The organism is Tenacibaculum piscium, assembly GCF_021390755.1.
GTDB lineage: Bacteria > Bacteroidota > Bacteroidia > Flavobacteriales > Flavobacteriaceae > Polaribacter > Polaribacter piscius.
This window is the reverse complement of record NZ_JAJGWR010000002.1, coordinates 1-21082: the sequence shown is the minus strand read 5'-3', so window position 1 is coordinate 21082 and position 21082 is coordinate 1. Positions and strand designations below refer to the sequence as shown.

The 21082-nt window shown below is 31.8% G+C and carries 11 protein-coding genes and 2 rRNA genes; 5 read left to right on the top strand and 8 right to left on the bottom strand.

All coding sequences use genetic code 11. The features are described 5' to 3' along the window. Positions 1–23: 23 nt before the first annotated feature. From atpD to L0U72_RS04035, 6 genes are all read right to left on the bottom strand, one after another. Complete coding sequence (gene atpD / locus L0U72_RS04060) at positions 24–1535, bottom strand: F0F1 ATP synthase subunit beta (RefSeq protein WP_101917854.1); 1512 nt, start codon at positions 1533–1535, stop codon at positions 24–26. A gap of 182 nt (positions 1536–1717) precedes the next feature. Next, complete coding sequence (locus tag L0U72_RS04055; protein ID WP_233898486.1) at positions 1718–3091, bottom strand: OmpA family protein; 1374 nt, start codon at positions 3089–3091, stop codon at positions 1718–1720. A 237-nt stretch (positions 3092–3328) separates the two neighbouring features. Continuing rightward, on the bottom strand, positions 3329–6478 hold the full coding sequence (locus L0U72_RS04050; RefSeq protein WP_233898485.1) for a UvrD-helicase domain-containing protein: 3150 nt from the start codon (positions 6476–6478) through the stop codon (positions 3329–3331). A 170-nt stretch (positions 6479–6648) separates the two neighbouring features. Beyond that, positions 6649–9546 (bottom strand): hypothetical protein, encoded by a 2898-nt coding sequence (locus L0U72_RS04045; RefSeq protein WP_233898484.1) that lies wholly within the window; start codon positions 9544–9546, stop codon positions 6649–6651. 222 nt (positions 9547–9768) lie between these two features. Next, complete coding sequence (locus L0U72_RS04040) at positions 9769–12567, bottom strand: TonB-dependent receptor (RefSeq protein ID WP_233884716.1); 2799 nt, start codon at positions 12565–12567, stop codon at positions 9769–9771. A gap of 227 nt (positions 12568–12794) precedes the next feature. Next, the gene (locus L0U72_RS04035) at positions 12795–15137 is read right to left on the bottom strand and encodes a TonB-dependent receptor (RefSeq protein ID WP_233898483.1); all 2343 of its coding nucleotides are present in this window, start codon (positions 15135–15137) and stop codon (positions 12795–12797) included. A 141-nt stretch (positions 15138–15278) separates the two neighbouring features. On the opposite strand from L0U72_RS04035, the gene L0U72_RS04030 reads away from it, so the two are divergent. From L0U72_RS04030 to L0U72_RS04010, 5 genes are read left to right on the top strand one after another with little or no spacing between them, the layout of a single operon-like run. After that, on the top strand, positions 15279–15935 hold the full coding sequence (locus L0U72_RS04030) for a metal-dependent transcriptional regulator (RefSeq protein ID WP_101917860.1): 657 nt from the start codon (positions 15279–15281) through the stop codon (positions 15933–15935). 5 nt (positions 15936–15940) lie between these two features. Beyond that, a complete protein-coding gene (locus L0U72_RS04025; RefSeq protein WP_233898482.1) occupies positions 15941–16852 on the top strand; it encodes a metal ABC transporter solute-binding protein, Zn/Mn family in 912 nt (303 codons plus the stop codon). Positions 16853–16906: 54 nt separating this feature from the next. After that, positions 16907–17647, top strand: coding sequence for a metal ABC transporter ATP-binding protein (locus L0U72_RS04020; protein ID WP_101917861.1), 741 nt, complete (start codon positions 16907–16909; stop codon positions 17645–17647). Further along, a complete protein-coding gene (locus L0U72_RS04015) occupies positions 17647–18777 on the top strand; it encodes a metal ABC transporter permease (RefSeq protein WP_101917862.1) in 1131 nt (376 codons plus the stop codon). The genes L0U72_RS04020 and L0U72_RS04015 overlap by 1 nt, the downstream gene beginning before the upstream one ends. A gap of 43 nt (positions 18778–18820) precedes the next feature. Then, positions 18821–19981 (top strand): metal ABC transporter permease, encoded by a 1161-nt coding sequence (locus L0U72_RS04010; protein ID WP_233898481.1) that lies wholly within the window; start codon positions 18821–18823, stop codon positions 19979–19981. A gap of 607 nt (positions 19982–20588) precedes the next feature. On the opposite strand, the gene rrf is transcribed toward L0U72_RS04010, so the two are convergent. Next, positions 20589–20697: ribosomal RNA gene (gene rrf / locus L0U72_RS04005) — 5S ribosomal RNA — on the bottom strand. A 103-nt stretch (positions 20698–20800) separates the two neighbouring features. After that, positions 20801–21082: ribosomal RNA gene (locus L0U72_RS04000) — 23S ribosomal RNA — on the bottom strand; the annotation flags it as partial.

The window sequence follows — 21082 nt, the reverse complement described above, 5'->3', positions numbered from 1 at the left end:
ATTATTGTTAATTATTCGTTGAATTATGCTTCAGTTAACATTTTTTCACCAGCATCAATTGCTTCTTGAATTGATCCTTTTAAGTTAAACGCTGCTTCTGGATACTTATCTAATTCACCATCCATAATCATGTTAAATCCTTTAATGGTATCTTTAATATCAACTAAACATCCTTTCAATCCTGTAAATTGTTCTGCTACGTGAAATGGCTGTGATAAGAAACGTTGTACACGACGTGCTCTGTGAACGACTAATTTATCTTCTTCAGATAATTCTTCCATACCTAAAATTGCAATAATATCTTGCAATTCTTTATAACGTTGTAAAATTTCTTTTACTCTTGTTGCTGTATCATAGTGTTCAGCTCCTAAAACTTCAGCAGATAAAATTCTTGAAGTAGAATCTAAAGGATCTACTGCAGGATAAATACCTAATTCTGCAATTTTACGAGATAATACTGTAGTTGCATCTAAATGGGCAAATGTTGTTGCTGGTGCTGGATCTGTTAAATCATCTGCAGGTACATAAACTGCTTGTACAGATGTAATAGAACCTTTTTTAGTAGAAGTAATACGCTCTTGCATTGCTCCCATTTCGGTAGCTAATGTTGGTTGGTATCCTACTGCAGATGGCATACGACCTAATAAAGCCGATACCTCAGAACCTGCTTGTGTAAAACGGAAGATATTATCAACGAAGAAAAGAACGTCTTTTCCTTGTGCTTCTCCTGCTCCATCACGGAAATATTCAGCAATAGATAAACCAGATAAGGCAACACGTGCACGTGCTCCAGGTGGTTCGTTCATTTGTCCGAATACGAAAGTAGCTTTAGAGTCTCTCATTCCTGGTTTATCAACTTTTGATAAATCCCATCCTCCTTCTTCCATAGAATGCATAAAATCATCACCATATTTGATAATTCCAGATTCTAACATCTCTCTTAATAAATCGTTTCCTTCACGAGTTCTTTCACCAACACCTGCGAATACAGATAAACCTCCATGTCCTTTTGCGATGTTGTTAATTAGCTCCTGAATTAATACGGTTTTACCTACTCCTGCTCCACCAAATAATCCAATTTTACCTCCTTTTGCGTACGGCTCAATTAAATCAATTACTTTAATACCTGTAAATAAAACTTCTGTTGATACAGATAAATCTTCAAATTTTGGTGCTTGACGGTGGATTGACAAACCTGCATCTCCTGTTTTAGGTAAATCACCTAAACCATCAATAGCATCTCCTGTAACGTTAAACAAACGTCCATAAATATCTTTACCTATTGGCATTTGAATTGGATTACCTGTAGCGATAACTTCTGTACCTCTACTTAAACCATCAGTTGCATCCATCGAAATAGTACGAACTGTATCTTCACCTATATGTTGTTGAACCTCTAATACTAAAATTGAACCATCAGCTTTTTTAATTTCTAATGAATCGTAAATTTTTGGTAATTCAGCATTTTCTGTATTAAACTCAACATCGATAACTGGACCAATAATTTGAGAAACTTTACCTGTTATTGTAGACATTACTATATGTAATTAAAGTTATTTAATTTGCTAGCGTGAGCTTTAGCTCCTTTTTTCAATGTGCAAAGGTAATTTTTTTAGGGGAATTTAAAAAACCTTTACGCCTATTTTTAATAAATTTAGTAAATAAAAAAAAGCCTCACTTACGTGAGGCTTTTAATATTATAAATGTTTTAATAAAATTATTTTACTAATTTAATTTCAACACGTCTGTTTTCAGCTCTACCTGATCTTGTTTTATTAGAAGCAATTGGATAGTCTTCACCAAATCCAGCAGAAGTTAATCTAGAAGATGGAATACCTGCTTTGTTAGCTAAATAATCTAAAACAGCTTTCGCTCTTTTTTCAGATAATCTTAAGTTACTAGCAGCTTTACCTTGGCTATCAGTATGACCCTGAACACTAAAGTTAGCTTTAGAGTATTCCTTCATAATTGACGCAATTCTATCTAAATTAGCAATAACACCAGGCTTAAAAGTAGTTCTTCCTGAGTTAAAGTAAATAGCTCTTGCGAAGTCATTTAATTTCTTTTCAGCAGCTTTAGTAATTACTACTTCAGGACATCCATTGTTAGAAGCAACACCTGCAACTTTAGGACATTTATCGTCTTTATCTAAAACACCATCTTTATCAGTATCTGCGTAAGGACAACCATTGTTATCTACAGGACCTGCAACAGTAGGACATTTATCTTTAGAATCAACAACACCATCACCATCAGTATCAGGACATCCGTTGTTCGCTTTTGTTCCTTTTACAGTAGGACAAGCATCATCTTTATCAGCAATTCCATCACCATCAGTATCAGGACAACCGTTTAAAGCAGCTAAACCTGCAACTTCTGGACATGCATCATCTGCATCTTTAATTCCATCAGCATCTGTATCAGGACAACCATTAAATTCTTTTAATCCAGCAACTTCTGGACAAGCATCATCTTTATCAAAAATACCATCACCATCAGTATCAGTGCCTCCAAATTTGAAAACTAAACCAATAGAGTGTTGATAATGACCTCTTACTTTATCACCAAAATCATGCTTTGCTCCTGTTTGGAAGTTTAATCCTAAGTTATCATTAAACCAAGTATTAAATCCAGCTCCAGCATTTAACATTGCAGTACCTTCATCAGCTAAAGAAGTATAACCTCCTCCTAAATATACATAAGGATCAAAATATTGAGTTGTTCCTTTGAAAATTAAATCTACTAAAGGATCTAAATCATACTTTACGTTTGCATCGATAGCCCAGTAAAGCTCATCCATATCATCTTTCTTAAGATATGTTTCAATCTTATTTAAAGACCCCGCTAATTGTAAAGAAAAACCTTGATCTAAATATCTGTCAACAGATATTCTTGATACAGATGGTAAAATATTCCAGTCTGAAGTACCTAATCCGTCTTTAATTAAATCTTCAAAATTTCTGTTACCTCTTACATCTACACTGTTAACTCCAAAACCAACAACCCATGGGTTATCTGAATCTTGTGCGCTTGTTGTTGCTATAGTAGCAAACGTAAACAAAGCTATCACAGCTAATTTGATTTGTTTCATTATAAAATAATTTAAATTAAAAGTTCGTTTTATATATACCGCAAATGTAAGTTGTTATAACTTATTTACAAAAGCAAATCTACAAAAACTTATTACAAAAAAAAGTTTTTAAATTAATATATTTAAATCTGTATAAAGTCTTTATTGATTTCTTAGAAAATACAGTGGTTTCTCCTTGTTAATATTTACAATTTAAGAGCTAATTAATTGCTTATTAATTACTGAATTTAAAAAAAACTATACTTCTTCCACTAAAATTTCTTTATTTATATATATGAGTAATTTTTTAACAACTTTATAATTAATTGATTTTAAGACACGTTCATAGCGTAATAATTGCTGATGATAACTTTTCGATGGTTTTCCTGTTTTATAATCTAAGATCGTTACGTCATTGTTTTGTGAAAGCACTAATCTATCGGGAATTAGGATTTGATTATCGACATCTACAATTTCTCGTTCATTATATACGGTTACATTTTTGGCGTAAAATTGTTTTAATTTTGGGTGATTTACAATTTTATAAATATCATTTTGAATATTTTCGGCTTGTTTTTTATTTATAATTCCTTGTTGTTCATATTGATGCACAACTTTTTCAACATCATTTTGATTGAAAATTTTAGCCATCATTTCATGAATTAAATTTCCAAATTCGATGGCTTTTCCTTGTTCGGTATCCCATAACTTTGAGGCACTCGCCAACATATGGATATTATGATTTTGCCAAGGCGTTGAAATAAATTCTTGTTGAATTTCAGCGGTATAAAAATTTTCTTTAGGCGTACTTATTCTTTTTGATTCTCCAAAATAATAGTCTAATTTTCCATCATTCCAACGATTTTTTTCTTTTAGATAGTTGATAAAAATCCCTGAATAATGATTGGTATTTTCTTCTCCTTTTGTAGTGATTTTATATTCTGTAATGATGTGTAATTGCTCTACAGCACGAGTTAGTGCGACATATAAAAGATTAAAATTATCCAATTCAACTTCTTCTCGTTGTTGCTGATAAATTTCTAAACTTCGTTCATTTATTGATTTTAAATCGCTGTTATACGGCACTAATAATTCTTGAAAACCATCAAAATTTGTTGGTAATTCATCGAGCCAAATTTTAGGGTTTATTTGTCGATAAATATCTAAATCATAGGGAAAAATAACGACAGGAAACTCCAATCCTTTGGATTTATGAATGGTCATAATTTGCACAGCATTGCCTGTTTCGGGAGCTACGATGCTTAAATTTTCTTTTTTATCGTTCCAAAAATCTAGAAATTCTTGAATACTTGTTCCTTTTCGTTGTTGTTCCAAAACGATGTCTAGGAAAAATTGCACATACGCATCGGAAGCTTCAATTAATTTAAAACTTCGGATAATTTCTTCTATTTTTTCATAAAATGGTAGTTGATGAAAATTAATTAAATCGAATGAAATTTGATATTGTTTAAATTCTTCAAAAACGGCATCAAGTGGTTTCTGAATCATTTCTGAAATAAATAAATTTTTAGCTATTTCTAGTTTCAAATGATGTTGTAAAAAATAGAGTACTTCTAATAATGCTTCTTTATCATTTGGATGCTGAATTACTTGTAAAACATCGGTAATAAAGGTAACTTTCGCGCTATTTTTGAGTAATAATGTTTCGGAAGAAATAATTTGAACGCCATTTTCTGATAAATAATTTGCTACAGCAACACCATCTTTTTTCTTACGCACCAACACGCAGATTTCATTTAAAGAAAATGTCTTTTGAACTTTTTGAATAGTTTCTAAAACTTTCTTCGGATATTTTAAAACCTCATCAGCTTTTTCTTCTTCTTTGTCTAAAAAGGAAAGGGATACAAAACCGCCTTTTTTAGCTGTTGTTGATTGTTTATTTCCTTCAATAAATAGGTTTTTATAGTCTTGATTTTCCAAAAAATTAGCGGTATGTTGAAAAAACTGATTATTAAAATCAATAATTTCGCTATAACTTCTAAAGTTGGTATCTAGTGTTTTTATTTCTTTGTCGATATGAAACGGATTTTCGGCACTAGCTCCCAAGGAAATAAATTGTGTTGCTTTTCCACCACGCCAACGATAAATAGCTTGTTTTCCGTCTCCAACTAAAAGCAAATTACTATCTTCTTGTGCCAAGGCATTGTCTATTAACGGAATAATATTTTCCCATTGTAACACTGATGTATCCTGCATTTCATCAATAAAATAATGCATAAATCGTTGTCCAATTCGTTCGTAAATAAATGGTGCGGGTTGGTCTTTTATATTATCAGAAATTAATTGATTAAATTCAGCATTTAATCGCAAGTTATTTTCTTCTTTAATATGTGTTAATTCAAGATTTATATAATTTAAAACGGCTAACGGAATTACGCTTTTTAAGGCTAATCTGTTCATTAAAAATTGCTGATACAACTTTTCAGATTCCATATATAAAGATAATAATTCTGGTAAAATTCCTTCAATAGCATTTTTTATAGAGGCTGATTTTGATTTTGCATAAAAGAAATTTTCTTCAATACGTTCTCGAAGTTTTGTTTGTTCAAAAAATTTTGCTTTGGCAGGATTTTCAGATAACGCTAAAAAATGCTTTGGCAACATAGAATAGTAAAAATCTTTATGTTCTAATTGTGTGGTTTCAATTATTGCGATTCCTTTTTTTCCAATTTCTAAGAATCGGGTTTTAATTTGTTGTTGATCTTTAAATAATTTACTTTTTAAATTGGTGAAATCACTTAATTTTTTATCTTCAAGTTTTCTAAAATGCTGGATATCATCTTCATTTAACAAGATTCTCGAAAACTCATTTAATTCAAGTGAAATATCCCATGATTTATCATCATCAGCTTTATCGAGCGAAAAATCGATTAATAGTTTGGTTAAATCGGTATCGACCCCGATTTTAGAAATTAACACATCAACGGCTTGATTCAATAATGAAATTGCATCCATTTCCACTTCAAAATTTAGTGGCAATCCTAAATCATAGGCAAAGCTTTTGATGATTTTATGGGTAAAACTATCAATAGTTGTAATTGAAAATGCCGAATAATTTTTTAAAATTGCTTCGACTATTTTTTTGCTTCGTTGCTGTATTTTTTGTGTATCAATTTTGGTTTTAATTTGTGTATCAAGCGAAATTTCTTTGATAATAATTTTTAACAAATCATTTTCTTTTCCTTCGGAGAATGTTTGTAAATTTTCTAAAACACGTGCTTTCATTTCACCCGCCGCTTTATTGGTAAAAGTAATGGCTAATATTTTTTGAAACTTAAAAACATCGTCTGTTTTTAATAAAACTTTTAGATATTCTTTAACAAGCGTAAAGGTTTTTCCACTTCCAGCTGATGCGTTGTATACTTGAAAAGTTGATAAATTTTGCACAGAATAATTTTTAATGCAAAATAACCTTTTAAAGAATAGTAAACAACTTTTAAAAAGCGCGAAAAATTATCTTCGAAAAATTATCCTCAAAAAAAAATCCAGAGAAGCGAACTTCTCTGGATTAATTAATATTTAAAAATTAGTAAGCAAATTGCTTCAAATTTTCAGGCTTATAAACTTGCGTTTTTCCAAGACCATTTTGAAGTATCAACTTTAGTTCCTTCGTTATAGGTATCTTCTTTTGAAGCATCAGCGCCATCAATTTTAACATTTGATAACTTTCCATTATCTTTCATGTCGATGTTTTTATCATATCCATCTAAATGTAAGTTTGTAATGATAGCTCCAGATTCTTTCTTAAATTGTAATGCAGTTCCGTTTACACTAGAAACAGCCGTTAAGTTAATAAATTTAGGGTTGTTGTTTGCTTTATCTCCTTCTAAAGCTGTTGAAAAACCTTCTTTAGAGTGTGAAATATAAGAGTTTTCAACGGTTCCGTTCCATCCTTCTGTCCAGTCGATTGAATCGTCTTCGTTGTTTTCTAAGTAAATATTTGTAACAGATACTGTTCCTCCAAAAAATTCAATACCATCATCAGCTCCATCAATTACAGCTACATTTTCAATTACTGTACCTGAACCAACTGCGTATAATGAAATTCCATTATATTGAGATTCAGAGTTAATTGAAGCTCCTGTTCCTTTAATTACTAAGTTTTTAATTGATCCTGAACTATCAGCATCAGAAGTTCCTCCGTATTTAAAACCTCCAACTTCAGCTTCAGCTTTTACACCAGCGGTTGTTGTTGCTTTTCCACAGATGGTTAAACCTCCCCAATCTCCAGGTTTCCCTTTTGGTGAAGACATTATAACAGGAGTACTTTCTGTACCTTGAATTTCAATTTTACCACCCATTAATACGGCAATATATGCTTCTGTACCACTTCCTGTAACGGTAATTTTAGTTCCAGCAGGAATGATTAATTTTCCACCAGCTTGTACAATATAAGAACCTGTTAATTTATAAGCTACTGATGGATCTAAAGTAACTTCACCAGTAACAGTTCCTTGTAATAAGTCTGAGTTTACATCGACAGATGAATTTACCCAACCAAAGTCTTTTACGTTTACTGTAGCGGCTTTTGTGTAGTTTGTTGCTGGATTTGCATCTTCACCTTCAATTTTAACATTTGATAACGCTCCGTTATCTTTCATGTCGATATTTTTACCATATCCTGTTAAAGATAATCCTGTAATAGTTGCTCCAGATTCTTTTTTGAATTGTAATGCAGTTCCTTCTACAGTAGAAACAGCTGTTAAATTAACAAATTTAGGATTGTTGTTTGCTTTATCTCCTTCTAAAGCCGTTGAAAAACCAGTTTTAGAGTGTGAAATATAAGCATTTTCAACAGTTCCGTTCCAACCTTCTGTCCAGTCAATTGAATCGTCTTCGTTGTTTTCTAAGTAGATGTTTTTAACAGATACTGTTCCTCCAAAAAATTCAATACCATCATCAGAACCATCGATTACAGCTACATTTTCAATAGTTGTTCCTGATCCAACAGCATATAATGAAACTCCATTATATTGAGATTCTGAATTAATAGAAGCTCCTGTTCCTTTTATGATTAAATATTTAATAGAACCAGAATTATCAGCATTTGCAGTTCCACCGTATTTAAAACCACCAACTTCAGCTTCTGCACCTACACCAGCCGTTGTTGTTGCTTTTCCACAGATAGTTAAACCTCCCCAATCTCCAGGTTTTGCATTTGGCGATGACATAGTAACAGGATTACTTGCTGTTCCTTGAATGTCAATTTTACCGCCCATTAATACAGCAATATATGCTTCTGTACCACTTCCTGTAACTGTAATTTTAGTTCCAGCAGGAATGGTTAATTTCCCACCGTCTTGTACGATATAAGACCCCGTTAATTTATAAGCTATTGATGGATCTAAAGTAACTTCTCCAGTAACAGTTCCTTGTAATAAATCAGTATTTACATCTACAGATGAATTAACCCAACTAAAGTCTTTTACGTTTACCGTAGCTGCTTTTGTATAGTTTGTTGCTGGATTTGCATCTTCACCTTCAATTTTAACATTTGATAACGCTCCGCTATCTTTCATGTCAATATTTTTTTGATACCCTGTTAAAGACAATCCTGTAATCGTTGCTCCAGATTGTTTTTTGAATTGTAATGCAGTAGTAGGTTTATCTTTAACAACTTCTTCTACTGTAGAAACAGCTGTTAAATTAATAAATTTAGGATTCTTATTTGCTTTATCCCCTTCTAATACAGTTGAAAAGCCTGCTTTTGTATGAGAAACATAGGCATTTTCAACAGTTCCATTCCAACCTTCTGTCCAGTCAATTGAATCGTCTTCGTTATTTTCTAAGTAGATGTTTTTAACAGAAACGGTACCTCCAAAAAATTCAATACCATCATCAGAACCATCAATTACAGCTACATCTTCAATAATAGTACCAGAACCAACAGCATATAATGAAATTCCATTATATTGAGATTCAGAGTTAATAGAAGCTCCTGTTCCTTTAATAATTAAATTCTTAATAGAACCAGAGTTATCAGTATCAGCAGTTCCACCATATTTGAAACCACCAACTTCTGCTTCTGCTTCTACACCAGCAGTTGTTGTTGCTTTTCCACAGATAGTTAAACCTCCCCAATCTCCAGGTTTTCCATTTGCTGAAGACATGGTGACAGGCTTGCTTGCTGTACCTTGAATATCAATTTTACCACCCATTAATACCGCAATATATGCTTCTGTACCAGTTCCTGTAACCGTAATTTTAGTCCCTGCAGGAATAATTAATTGTCCACCATCTTCTATAATATAAGAACCTGTTAACTTATATTCTTTTGAAGCATCTAAGGTAATTGTACCACTAACTCTTCCTTCAAGTTTAGTTCCTTCTTGGTTAGTACCTGTTCCTGTACCACCTTCAATAACTTCTGGCTCATCACTTCCACAACTAATGAAAGTCGTAGTTCCTGTTAATAATGCCGCTACTACAAAAGCTTTTAAGACTATTTTTTTCATTTTGATTTGTTTAATTTCTGTTATACAAATTAAGGCTATGTTTAACTATTGTTATTTAATTAAAGGTTAACAGTTTGCCTTTAGTGTTAATAAATGTTTACTTGTTTTTTATTGATTTTCTATAATATTTGATTACGTTTTTTAATTTTTAATCAAAAAAAAATCTTTGTGAAAATTCACAAAGATTTTTTAGTAAGTATTATTTTAAAAGTTAAAGGTTTCTTAGAAAGAAAGGCTTAGTCCTAAACTAAGTTGTTGCCCTTTTTTATATAACTGAACAGTTTCATTAGTTTCAATACCTGTACTTGTATTTCTAACTAATTGTGTTTGTTTAATTTCAGGATTTAATAAATTTTTACCGACTAATTTAACTGTTAAGTATTTTGTAATTTCTTTACTAAGAATTGCATCTAAAGTAAAAAAACCTTTTTGAATAATTTGGTCATTATATAAAGTAGCTCTATCATCTTGACTACGAGGTGCTCCTAAAGAAAATATTTTATCTGAAGAATAGTTTCCTGTTACTGTTCCGATGAAAGGTTTTTCCGTTTGTGAGTTATAACTTACAGAACCATTGAAAATAAAGTTAGAAGCTCCTTGTAATTTTGATTCTGTTACATCTTTATATTGAAATTCTTTATGTAAATCTTGATTTAAATACATTACAGTAACATTTCCAGTTGCACTTAATAAGCTTTTTTCGTCTTCATTTTTAATCAATCCAACTTTTCCTTCCACTTCTAAACCTAACACATCTGCTTTATCTCCAGTGTTTTCAAAAATGAAGTTTCCTGATGAACCTCTTGTTAATCCTAAGTTGATAGGATTTTTAATTTGCTTATAAAATACTGTTGCCGATACCAATTCTTCTCTACTTGGAAAGAATTCCCATTTTAAATCGATATTATAAATATCTGATTTTTCTAAATCAAGATTTCCTCTGGTAACACGTCCTGTTGGCGATACATATTCTAAAGGAGCAAGTTCTTTAAACTCTGGTAATGTTTGTGTTACACTTGAAGCGAAACGTAGGTAATTTTTTTCGTTCAATTCGTATTTTAAATTTACACTAGGATAAAGACCTTCGTATTTTTTATTCAAACTACCAATTCGTTCTTTTCCTGTTATTTGATCGATATAATTGGCAACACTCCAATCCATGTTTATTTCATCTTTCTCAAAACGCAATCCTAAGTTTCCTGAAAGTTTTTCATCAAGTTGAAAATCAAAATTCACAAAAGCTGCATAAGCTTTTAAATCTGCTGAATACGTATCATTTGGACGAACTTTTAATTCTAAATTAGGATATAAATCAGGATTAAAATTACTAGCAGTAAAAGTATCGGTAATATTATCAACTGAAGGAGCTTTCATTCCTTTCGCTTTCACACCTACAAATAATGATTTAAAACTTCTTTCTTTTTTACGGATATTTATTCCATAATTTAAAGCATATGGTTTCTTTTCGAATTCATCAGCACTTTGTCCTAAAGCAAGTTTATTTTGAATTAATGCATTATAATCGTTGTCTTCAATTTTCTGGCTTGATTTACGTTGTTGATAATCTCCAACGTGTGCATATTGAATTTGTGATGAAGGTTTTTCAGGATCTAAAATATTTACTTCATTTCTAATTCTGTTAGGTTCTTCAGCTAACACAAAGTTGTAACCTCCAGCCCAGTTTAACGTATTGTTTTCGTCTAACTTGTGCTCTCCCATTAATTGGTTTACAAAAAGTGTTGTTTGTTTAAAATTTTGATCTCTTACAAAAGCACCATATTCACTAGGATCTTGATCGTAAACATATCCGAAACCTTTTCTTCCTTGTTCGTATAATAAGTCTTGACTTTTATTTACAACTAAAGTATTGTACTTTAATTTGTTCTTGTCATTTAATTTTAGACTGAAATTGATATATCCTGTTGCGTTAGTGTTTGTAATATATTTTTCAGTGTCATGTTGTTCATTATAAGAAAAACCTTTATCTAAAATATTCGCTTTATAACTTCTAAATAATCCTTCTTGATAACTATTTGAAGAAGAGTAAGAAGCCGATGCTACAAATTTTAAAGCTTTTCCGAAGATGTCAAATTTATAACCACCACCGATAGAAGCACCATAATTAAAAGGAATATTGGTTGTTTTCGTATCCCAACCTTGTCTTGTTAAAGCGTCTTGTAAGGCGTATTTTTTTTCATGAAAACCAAAAGTAACATCTTCATTGATGATTGTTTTTCTAAAATCACTTAATTCCATAACATTGGTATTACTACCTCCGCTTAAACCGATTTTAATTCCTTTTTTAGAAAATTCTTTTGAAATAATATTTACAGAACCAGAACCTTGATCTGCATAATTATTAGTGGTATATGTTTTAGAAATTCCTACATTTTGAATGATGTTGGTATTAAATAAGTTTAGGTTGATATTTTTATTATTTACATTATCCGAAGGAACAGGTAAACCGTTCATTGAGGTAGATAAATAACGATCTCCTAAACCACGAATATAAATATCGCCAGTACCTTCACTTTTAGTTACTCCTGATATTTTAGTAGTTGCTGCCGCGGCGTTACTAACTCCTTTTTTTGATAATTCTTGCGCTCCAATACTTTCAATAATTACAGTTGCTTTCTTTTGTTGTAATAACAAAGCACTTTCTTTTTCTCTACTAACGGTTGCTTTAATTTCAATTTCGTCTAAAGAAACGCCTTCACTAGCACCAAGTTGTTGGTTTACAACTAAGTTTTGATTTGCTTTTACAGCAATTGCTTTTTCAACGGTTTGATATCCAACAAAACTAAATACAATTGTTTGACTTCCACTTGGAACACTTAAAGAGTATTTACCATCCATATCGGTGGTTGCTCCAATAGTTGTTCCTTTAATAAAAACATTTGCGAAAGGGAGTGCTTCTCCGTTCATCTCTTTATCAGAAATCGTACCTGATACCGTTCCTTTATCTTGTGCATACACAAAACTACAAAGGCTTAAAAGAGTAATAATTATTAATTTTTTCATTATACGTAATACTTATCTTAGGTTCTTAATATATACACTGCAAATCTGATGCTATGTTGTAAATCTAATGTTACTTGAAAATTATGGTTGCTTTATTAGAATGTTTCTTTAATGTTAATTAAGTCGATATTAAGGGATCTAATATTAAGTTAATATTACGAAAAACAGGGAGCTTTATGGTAAAACTCCCTGTTTCAGTACATTATAAAATGTATTATTTTAAATGCTTATTGAAATATTTTAAAGCCTAGTGTATATGTTCTTGGCGTTGCGGGTCCATATATGAAATTGCTATCTCGTTCTTTTCCAATATCAAACGTTGTTTGATATTCATCAAAAAGATTTTTAACACCTGCCGAAACTTCAATATTAGTTTTTAAGTTTTCCAACTTAAAATTGTAGCTAGTTTTGATTCCGACATTAAAAAAATTAGGTGATTTTAGGTATTCATCTTGTGCTAAATTTTTATCCGAAGCTAAATGCAATACGTTCATTTCTCCAGTATAAACAAGGTTTAATGCGGTTTTAAATTTTTGATTTGGCGTATAAGTTGCTGTTGCATATCCATAAGTTTTCGGTGTTCTTAAAAACTCTTTTTTGTTTTCAAGAGCATCCGAATTATTTACAGCGGTATTGTATTTGCTAGATTGATACGTAAAACCTGCATCAAACTGAAAAATTCCATCATAATTCAAGCGTGTTTCTAGGGTAATTCCATTTACAACAGCGCCATCACCATTTCTTTTTTTGAAAACTTCTCCAAATTCATCTTCGCCAATTCCTTCTAAATAAAAAGCATTGTTTAATTCGGTATAAAAACTTTCAACAGTAAATCCATAGATATAATGTTCGGTTGGTTTATCATAATTAAAAGATACGGTATAGCTATTTGAGCGTTCTTTTTTTAAGTCATCGGCAAGTTGTACTCTTGAGATTCCACCACCTGCAAAGGCCATATGTAAATCGGTATCAAAAGCTTGTGGCGCTCTAAAACCAGTTCCCCAAGTGGCGCGTAGTTGTGCTTTTTCGAAGGGTTTAAATAATACCGAAACACGAGGACTTGCTACATTATTGATAATTGATTTCTTTGTTTTATCTTTATTGAGCGCTTCTAATTTATGATGATCGTAACGGACTCCTGCTAATAAATTCCATTTATTATTGATTTCCCAATCACTTTGAAAGAAGAAACCGTAGTTTTGAGTAAGTTGGTCTACTTTATATTCATAGGCTTTAATTTCATCAAAAACATCATCTTGTACAAATTCCGACCCGATAGTAAGTACGTTATTTCCTTTTAAGAAATCTTCTAATTGATGATTAAATTGAAGTCCTCCTTGAAGCGTGGTTGTATCTGAGTTTCCGTACGGCGGATTTGCTAAATGCACGGTATCTTCGATTACATTTTGAGTTCCAGGACGGATTCCTGTATAATGTTCTCTATCGGTATATTGTGAGGCTACATAAGCGATTAACGAGCTTTTATCTTGATTAAAATTAATTTGATAATCAACATTTCCAACATAAACATCGTGTACTCTTTCTTCGGATTGTAGGGCGAAATGTGGTGCGTTTTCAATCATTTCACCACCATAACGGTATTCGTTCATTTTACTAAAATTAATTTCTATTTTTTGATTATCCGTAGGCAAGAAAAATAGATTTGTACCAAATGAATTGTTTTTCAATTCTGGAAGTTCTGAATAATTATCGCCATTATGATCGTAAATTTCACGAGTTCTGTTATTGATAAAAAAAGAAACTCCTGCATTTTTTTCTTCATTTACAACCGTTGCATTTCCTGCGATAATATGATCGGAAGTGCCTTTAAAATTTTGATAATTATAGCCAATACTAAAGTTGTTTTTCTTTGGGATTTTGGTAATTACATTCACCGTTCCACCGATCGCACTTGAGCCGTATAAAGCCGAGCCACCGCCACGAACTACTTCAATTCTATCAATCATATTGGTTGGAATTTGTTCCAAACCATACAAACCAGTTAGCGGGCTAAAAATTGGGCGACCATTGATTAAAATTTGCGAATATCCGCCAGATAAACCGTTCATTCTAAGTTGTGTATAATTACAGGTTTGACAATCAGTTTCTACACGTAAACCCGTTTGAAATTTCAATCCTTCGGATAAATTACAAGCTTGTATATCGGCTAACGTTTGGCTGTTTATTACGTTTACAATCACAGGATTTTTGGTACTTCGTCTGTCTGTTCGAGTTCCTGTTACCGTAATTTGATCTAATAATTCGGCGTGTTCTGTCAGGCTAAAATCAATAATTGTTACTTTTTCTTTGGATATATTTATTCTTTTTTGAGAAGACATAAATCCGATAGCAGAAGTAATTAACGTAACTTTTTTCTGATTGTTTAGCTTGATATTCTCTAAAAGAAACACGCCATTTTCATCGGCAGTTACGCCAAGATTGGTGTTTTTAACCAAGATATTCGCAAACGGTAATATGGCACCTTTGGAAGTGGTTATTTTTCCTTTGATTGTTTGTGCTTTAGCAAACGATGCAATTAATATAAAAGTAAATAAGAGTAATTTTTTCATCACTGTATGATTATTTTTTTAGTTTAGACTTGTTTTAAATTTAATGCAAACATAAAATAATTTTTAGACTTGTCTAAAAATTATTTTATATAAATGAAAAATTATATCTTTGTCCTATTAAAAAAATACTATCAAAAGAAGATGTTTAGTCAATCCGAAGAAAATTATATTAAAACAATTTATCATTTAGCCTTAGTATCCGATAAAGGAATTACCACTAACGCAATTGCAAATATGTTGGTTACCAAAGCATCATCGGTAACCGATATGATTAAAAAATTATCCGATAAGAAATTAGTTGTTTATAAAAAATATCAAGGCGTTACTTTAACTAATTTTGGTAAAAAAACGGCTGCTAATATTATTCGGAAACACCGTTTATGGGAGGTTTTTTTAGTTGAAAAACTTAATTTTTCTTGGGATGAAGTCCATGAGGTTGCCGAACAATTGGAACATATACATTCGCCCAAATTAATTGATGAATTAGATGCATTTTTAGGACATCCGAAAACAGATCCGCATGGCGACCCAATCCCTGATAAACAAGGGAATTTACCCCAAATCAAAAAAAGTTTATTGGCAACATTGCATAAAAATGAACAAGGAGTTTGTGTGGGTGTAAATGATACTTCTTCTGAATTTTTACGCTTTTTAGATAAACAAGAAATCGGCTTAGGACAACATATTCAAATACTGGATAAAGAACCTTTTGATGATTCGTTTTTAGTGAAAATAAATGATAAAATAATGACCATTTCAAACAAAGTTGCCAATAATATTTATATTCAAAAAATCTAAAAAACATGAAAAAAATATACTTAATACTCCTAGTTTTATTAGCGATTAGCTGTAAAACATCCGAAGAAAAAAAAGATGGAAAATTAAATATCGTAACCACCACTACAATGGTTACCGATTTGGTGAAAAATATCGGTGGCGATAAAATAAATGTAAATGGATTAATGGGTTCAGGCGTTGATCCACATTTATACAAAGCCAGTGAAGGCGACGTTTCTAAGCTTTTTAATGCTGATATTATTATTTACAGTGGATTGCATTTAGAAGGAAAACTAGTAGAGGTTTTTGAAAAAATGGAACATCAACATAAAAAAACTATCGAAATTTCAGATGCAATTGCTAAAAAAGACTTGATAGGTTCAGAATTATTTGCCTCAAATTATGATCCGCATATTTGGTTCGATATTACTAATTGGACACTAATGACTTCTTATCTTGCTGATAAATTAGCCGAAATAGATACTGAAAATGCCGAATTTTATAAAAATAATGCTAAAATTTATCTCGATAAATTACAAGATTTAAACATAAAAGTAACACAAAAAATCAATGAATTATCCGAAGAAAAAAGAATTTTAGTAACCGCTCACGATGCGTTTAATTATTTCGGAAGACAACACAAATTCAATGTCGTTGGTTTGCAAGGATTATCAACAGCTACCGAAGCAGGCGTTCAAGATGTTCAAAAATTAGCAAAATTTATTATCGAACATAAAGTAAAAGCAATTTTTGTAGAAACCTCTGTGCCAAAACGAACTATTGAAGCTTTACAAGCAGCCGTAAAATCAAAAGGACACAAAGTTGTTATTGGTGGAACGCTATATTCTGATGCTTTAGGAAGCACAGGAACCATTGAAGGAACGTATATCGGAATGTATAAAGCAAACGTAAATACGATTGTTAATTCATTAAAATAAAAACGTATAATTTATACTGATAATCTAAAACGTATAATAATAAAAGAACAGTTAATGAGCGATATAAAATATGCCGTAACCGTGGACGATTTAACGGTTGCTTATAATTACAAACCCGTACTTTGGGATATTGATTTAGCCATTCCCGAAGGCGTTTTAATGGCGATTGTTGGACCAAACGGTGCAGGAAAATCGACCTTAATAAAATCAATTTTAGGCATTATAAAACCGATTGCGGGAAGCGTTGCGATATTTGGAGAGTCCTATGAAAAACAACGAAAGTTAGTCGCTTATGTGCCACAAAAAGGAAGTGTCGATTGGGATTTTCCAACCACAGCTTTAGATGTCGTTACCATGGGAACTTACGGAAGTTTAGGTTGGATAAAACGTCCAGGAAATGCACAGAAAAAAATCGCCTTAGAAGCTTTGGAAAAAGTAGGAATGTTAGCCTTTAAAAATCGCCAAATTTCACAACTTTCAGGCGGACAACAACAGCGTGTTTTTTTGGCCAGAGCTTTGGCGCAAAATGCGTCTATTTATTTTATGGATGAGCCATTTCAAGGCGTAGATGCAACTACCGAAATTACGATTATCAATATTTTAAAAGAATTACGAAAAGCAGGCAAAACAGTAATTGTAGTGCATCACGATTTGCAAACTGTTCCTGAATATTTTGATTGGGTTACTTTTTTAAATGTCAAAAAAATCGCCACAGGTCCTGTTAAAGAAATTTTTAATGATGATAATTTAACCAAAACGTACGGAATTAATTATAAAGTAAGTGTACAACAATAATGGATTTACAAGAATATTTTAAGCTCGTTTTTTCAGATTATACCCTTCGAACAATTACCATTGGAACGGCTATTTTAGGAGCTATTTGTGGTATGCTAGGAAGTTTTGCCGTATTGAGAAAACAAAGTTTACTAGGCGATGCCATTTCACACGCATCGCTTCCTGGGATAGCTATTGCCTTTTTAATTACAGGTACAAAAGATACGAATGTATTATTATTAGGTGCTTTAATTAGTGGATTAATTGGCGCTTTTTGGATTCGTAGTATCGTAAAAAATACGCATTTAAAAACTGATACCGCTTTAGGATTAATATTGTCTGTTTTCTTCGGATTTGGAATGTTATTATTAACTTTTATTCAAAAACAGCCCAATGCAAATCAGTCTGGATTGGATAAATTTTTATTTGGTCAGGCAGCAACTTTATTAGCCAAAGATGTGTGGTTTATGGCAATTGTAACGGCAATTTGTTTGGGTGTCTTATTACTTTTTTGGAAAGAATTTAAACTCTTATTATTTGATGCCGATTATGCAAAAACCTTAGGATTTAACATCCAATTTATTGATGCGTTAATTACGAGTTTTATTGTGTTGGCAATCGTTTTAGGTTTGCAAACCGTGGGCGTAGTTTTAATGAGTGCGATGTTATTAGCTCCCGCCGCCGCCGCACGTCAATGGACAAATAGTTTGAGTACGATGGTAGTTTTAGCAGCGATTTTCGGAGCATTTGCAGGGGTTGTAGGAACAGGTATTAGTGCGAGTCAAGCAAATTTATCAACAGGTCCTGTAATTGTATTGGTTGCCGCAGTTTTTGTGGTGTTTTCTTTTATTTTTTCGCCCTCAAGAGGATTGCTTTTTCGTCAAATTCGTTTTTTGAAAAATAGACGTGATTTAGAATTACACAAAACACTTTCTTTTATGTTTGATTTAGTGAAAACTCATCAAGATAAATCGCATCCTCATGCTGTAAAAATTTTAAATAATTTTCAAGGATATACGATCGGAACATTAAAAAAACTAGAAGAAAAAAAATATATAAAAGTACAGGGGAAAATGTGGTCAATGACAGAAGAAGGATACCAATTTGCAGGTAATTTATACAATCAAAATATAGATGATTTAGAAAAATAATCATCAAAATAATTTAAAAAACACTAAAAAATAACGAACTAAAATGAGTAGTGCTCAAATTGAAATACAATTAATAGCAAGCTTAGTTGCCGTAGCTTGTGCAATTCCTGGCGTGTTTTTGGTATTGCGAAAAATGGCATTAATTAGTGATGCCATCAGTCATTCTATTTTACCTGGATTAGTCATCGGTTTTTTTATTACACACGATTTAAATTCACCCTTATTAATATTAATGGGCGCTTTATCAGGAATTATAACTGTGGTTTTAGTCGAATATATTCAAAAAACAAAATTAGTTAAAGAAGATACCGCTATTGGTTTAGTATTTCCCGCATTATTTAGTATTGGTGTGCTTTTAATTGCAAAAAATGCTAATGATATTCATTTGGATGTTGATGCCGTTTTATTAGGAGAACTCGCTTTTGCACCCTTTGATAGATTATTAATTGGAGGTGTTGATATTGGTCCGAAATCACTATGGATTATTGGTATTATTTTACTAATAACGATAGGTTTATTACTTGCTTTTTTTAAAGAATTAAAAATAAGTACGTTTGATGCTGGTTTGGCAACTTCTTTAGGTTTTTCGCCTATTATTATTCATTATGGATTGATGACTGTCGCTTCGATAACTACCGTGGGAGCTTTTGATGCCGTTGGTGCAATTTTGGTTGTTGCCTTAATGATTGCTCCTGCAGCGACTGCTTACTTATTAACGAATGATTTGAAAAAAATGCTTATTTTTTCAATATTTTTTGGTATTTTTTCTGCAATTTCAGGCTATTGGATGGCACATTGGCTCGATGCTTCTATTGCTGGTTCTATGACAACAATGCTTGGTTTGGTATTTTTATTAGTATTTTTATTTGCTCCAAATCAAGGGCTTATTTCGGTACTTTATCGAAATAAGCAACAACAAAAAGAAGTGCAATTACTTACTTTTTTATTGCATTTAAATAATCATAAAGAAGAAAAAGAGCGCCATATTAATCATTTGAATGAACATATTAATTGGCATAAAGTCAAAGCAAAAGCTATTGTAGAGTTAGCCGAAAAAAATAATTTAATTCATATTGATACTCAAATTATATCACTTACTCAAAAAGGAAAAAACTTTACTGAAAAAGCAATCGATTATATTATTACGAATGATGATTCTCAAATCGAATCTATGAAAAAAGACTTTTTTCTATTTCGAGGATAATTTTTTTTATTTCATCTAAAAAATAGAAGCGAATTTATTTCAGTTTCTCTTTTTCGTCTATTTGAGTAATTTTAATGATTTAAAAAATTATATTGAGAGTCGTAAAGCTTGTCTTATTTTCAACTCTAAAAAAGTTATTTCTCTGATCTATTTTTCATGAATTAGATTAAAGATTTCATTATTTTTTATTAGAAGCTATTCCCGCTTTCCGCACTCGCTTTTTTTTGAAAAAAAATCAAAAAAAGAGCTCAAACAAAGCTTCAATTGGGGCTAAGTCTATTTATTGAGTTTCGGTAAATTCATAAATTAGTTTTTATTTATGAAATCCAGTCATTTCAAAGAATCTTTTTAACAGATAGGTAAACGTGTAGTAGTAATTATTAGAGTCTGTTTTAAATTTTATCTGAAAAAAATATCAGAGAAAAATAAGAAATAGAATCCGTCAACCTAAATTTATTTCAGTTTTGCATTCTGATTTGACGTAGTTCTTCGTTTTATACGATGCTAAAATAAATTCAGCAGGACGTTTTTATATATTAAAAAGGGGCTTTAATCATTTCAATTTAGCACAAAAAAAACCTCAATCTTTTTAGATTGAGGTTTAAAAGAAAGGCAACGACCTACTCTCCCACCATTGGCAGTACCATCGGCGCAAATGGGCTTAACTTCTCTGTTCGGGATGGAAAGAGGTGAGCCCCATTGCGATAATCACCTTAAAATGTTTCAGTATATTGCAACTGTATAAGTTAACATATTGGTAAAAATTATATCGTAAATAATCAAAAGAGTTACGCTTGCGCCCTTTCGAGCGCAAGACTTCTACATAAGCCTATGGGTTATTAGTACTACTTGGCTATGACATTACTGCCTTTACACCTATAGCCTATCAACGTGGTAATCTTCCACGACCCTTTAAAGAAATCTCATCTTGTGGTGGGTTTCGCGCTTATATGCTTTCAGCGCTTATCCCTTCCCAACGTAGCTACTCTGCAATGCTCCTGGCGGAACAACAGATACACCAGAGGTTAGTTCAACTCGGTCCTCTCGTACTAAAGTCAAAGCCACGCAAATTTCTAACGCCCACAGCAGATAGAGACCGAA

Excerpts from the sequence above, each read along its gene's own strand:
- atpD (WP_101917854.1), bottom strand. The coding sequence starts at position 1,535 with ATGTCTACAATAACAGGTAAAGTTTCTCAAATTATTGGTCCAGTTATC.
- L0U72_RS04055 (WP_233898486.1), bottom strand. The coding sequence starts at position 3,091 with ATGAAACAAATCAAATTAGCTGTGATAGCTTTGTTTACGTTTGCTACT.
- L0U72_RS04045 (WP_233898484.1), bottom strand. The coding sequence starts at position 9,546 with ATGAAAAAAATAGTCTTAAAAGCTTTTGTAGTAGCGGCATTATTAACA.
- L0U72_RS04040 (WP_233884716.1), bottom strand. The coding sequence starts at position 12,567 with ATGAAAAAATTAATAATTATTACTCTTTTAAGCCTTTGTAGTTTTGTG.
- L0U72_RS04035 (WP_233898483.1), bottom strand. The coding sequence starts at position 15,137 with ATGAAAAAATTACTCTTATTTACTTTTATATTAATTGCATCGTTTGCT.
- L0U72_RS04030 (WP_101917860.1), top strand. The coding sequence starts at position 15,279 with ATGTTTAGTCAATCCGAAGAAAATTATATTAAAACAATTTATCATTTA.
- L0U72_RS04025 (WP_233898482.1), top strand. The coding sequence starts at position 15,941 with ATGAAAAAAATATACTTAATACTCCTAGTTTTATTAGCGATTAGCTGT.
- L0U72_RS04020 (WP_101917861.1), top strand. The coding sequence starts at position 16,907 with ATGAGCGATATAAAATATGCCGTAACCGTGGACGATTTAACGGTTGCT.
- L0U72_RS04015 (WP_101917862.1), top strand. The coding sequence starts at position 17,647 with ATGGATTTACAAGAATATTTTAAGCTCGTTTTTTCAGATTATACCCTT.
- L0U72_RS04010 (WP_233898481.1), top strand. The coding sequence starts at position 18,821 with ATGAGTAGTGCTCAAATTGAAATACAATTAATAGCAAGCTTAGTTGCC.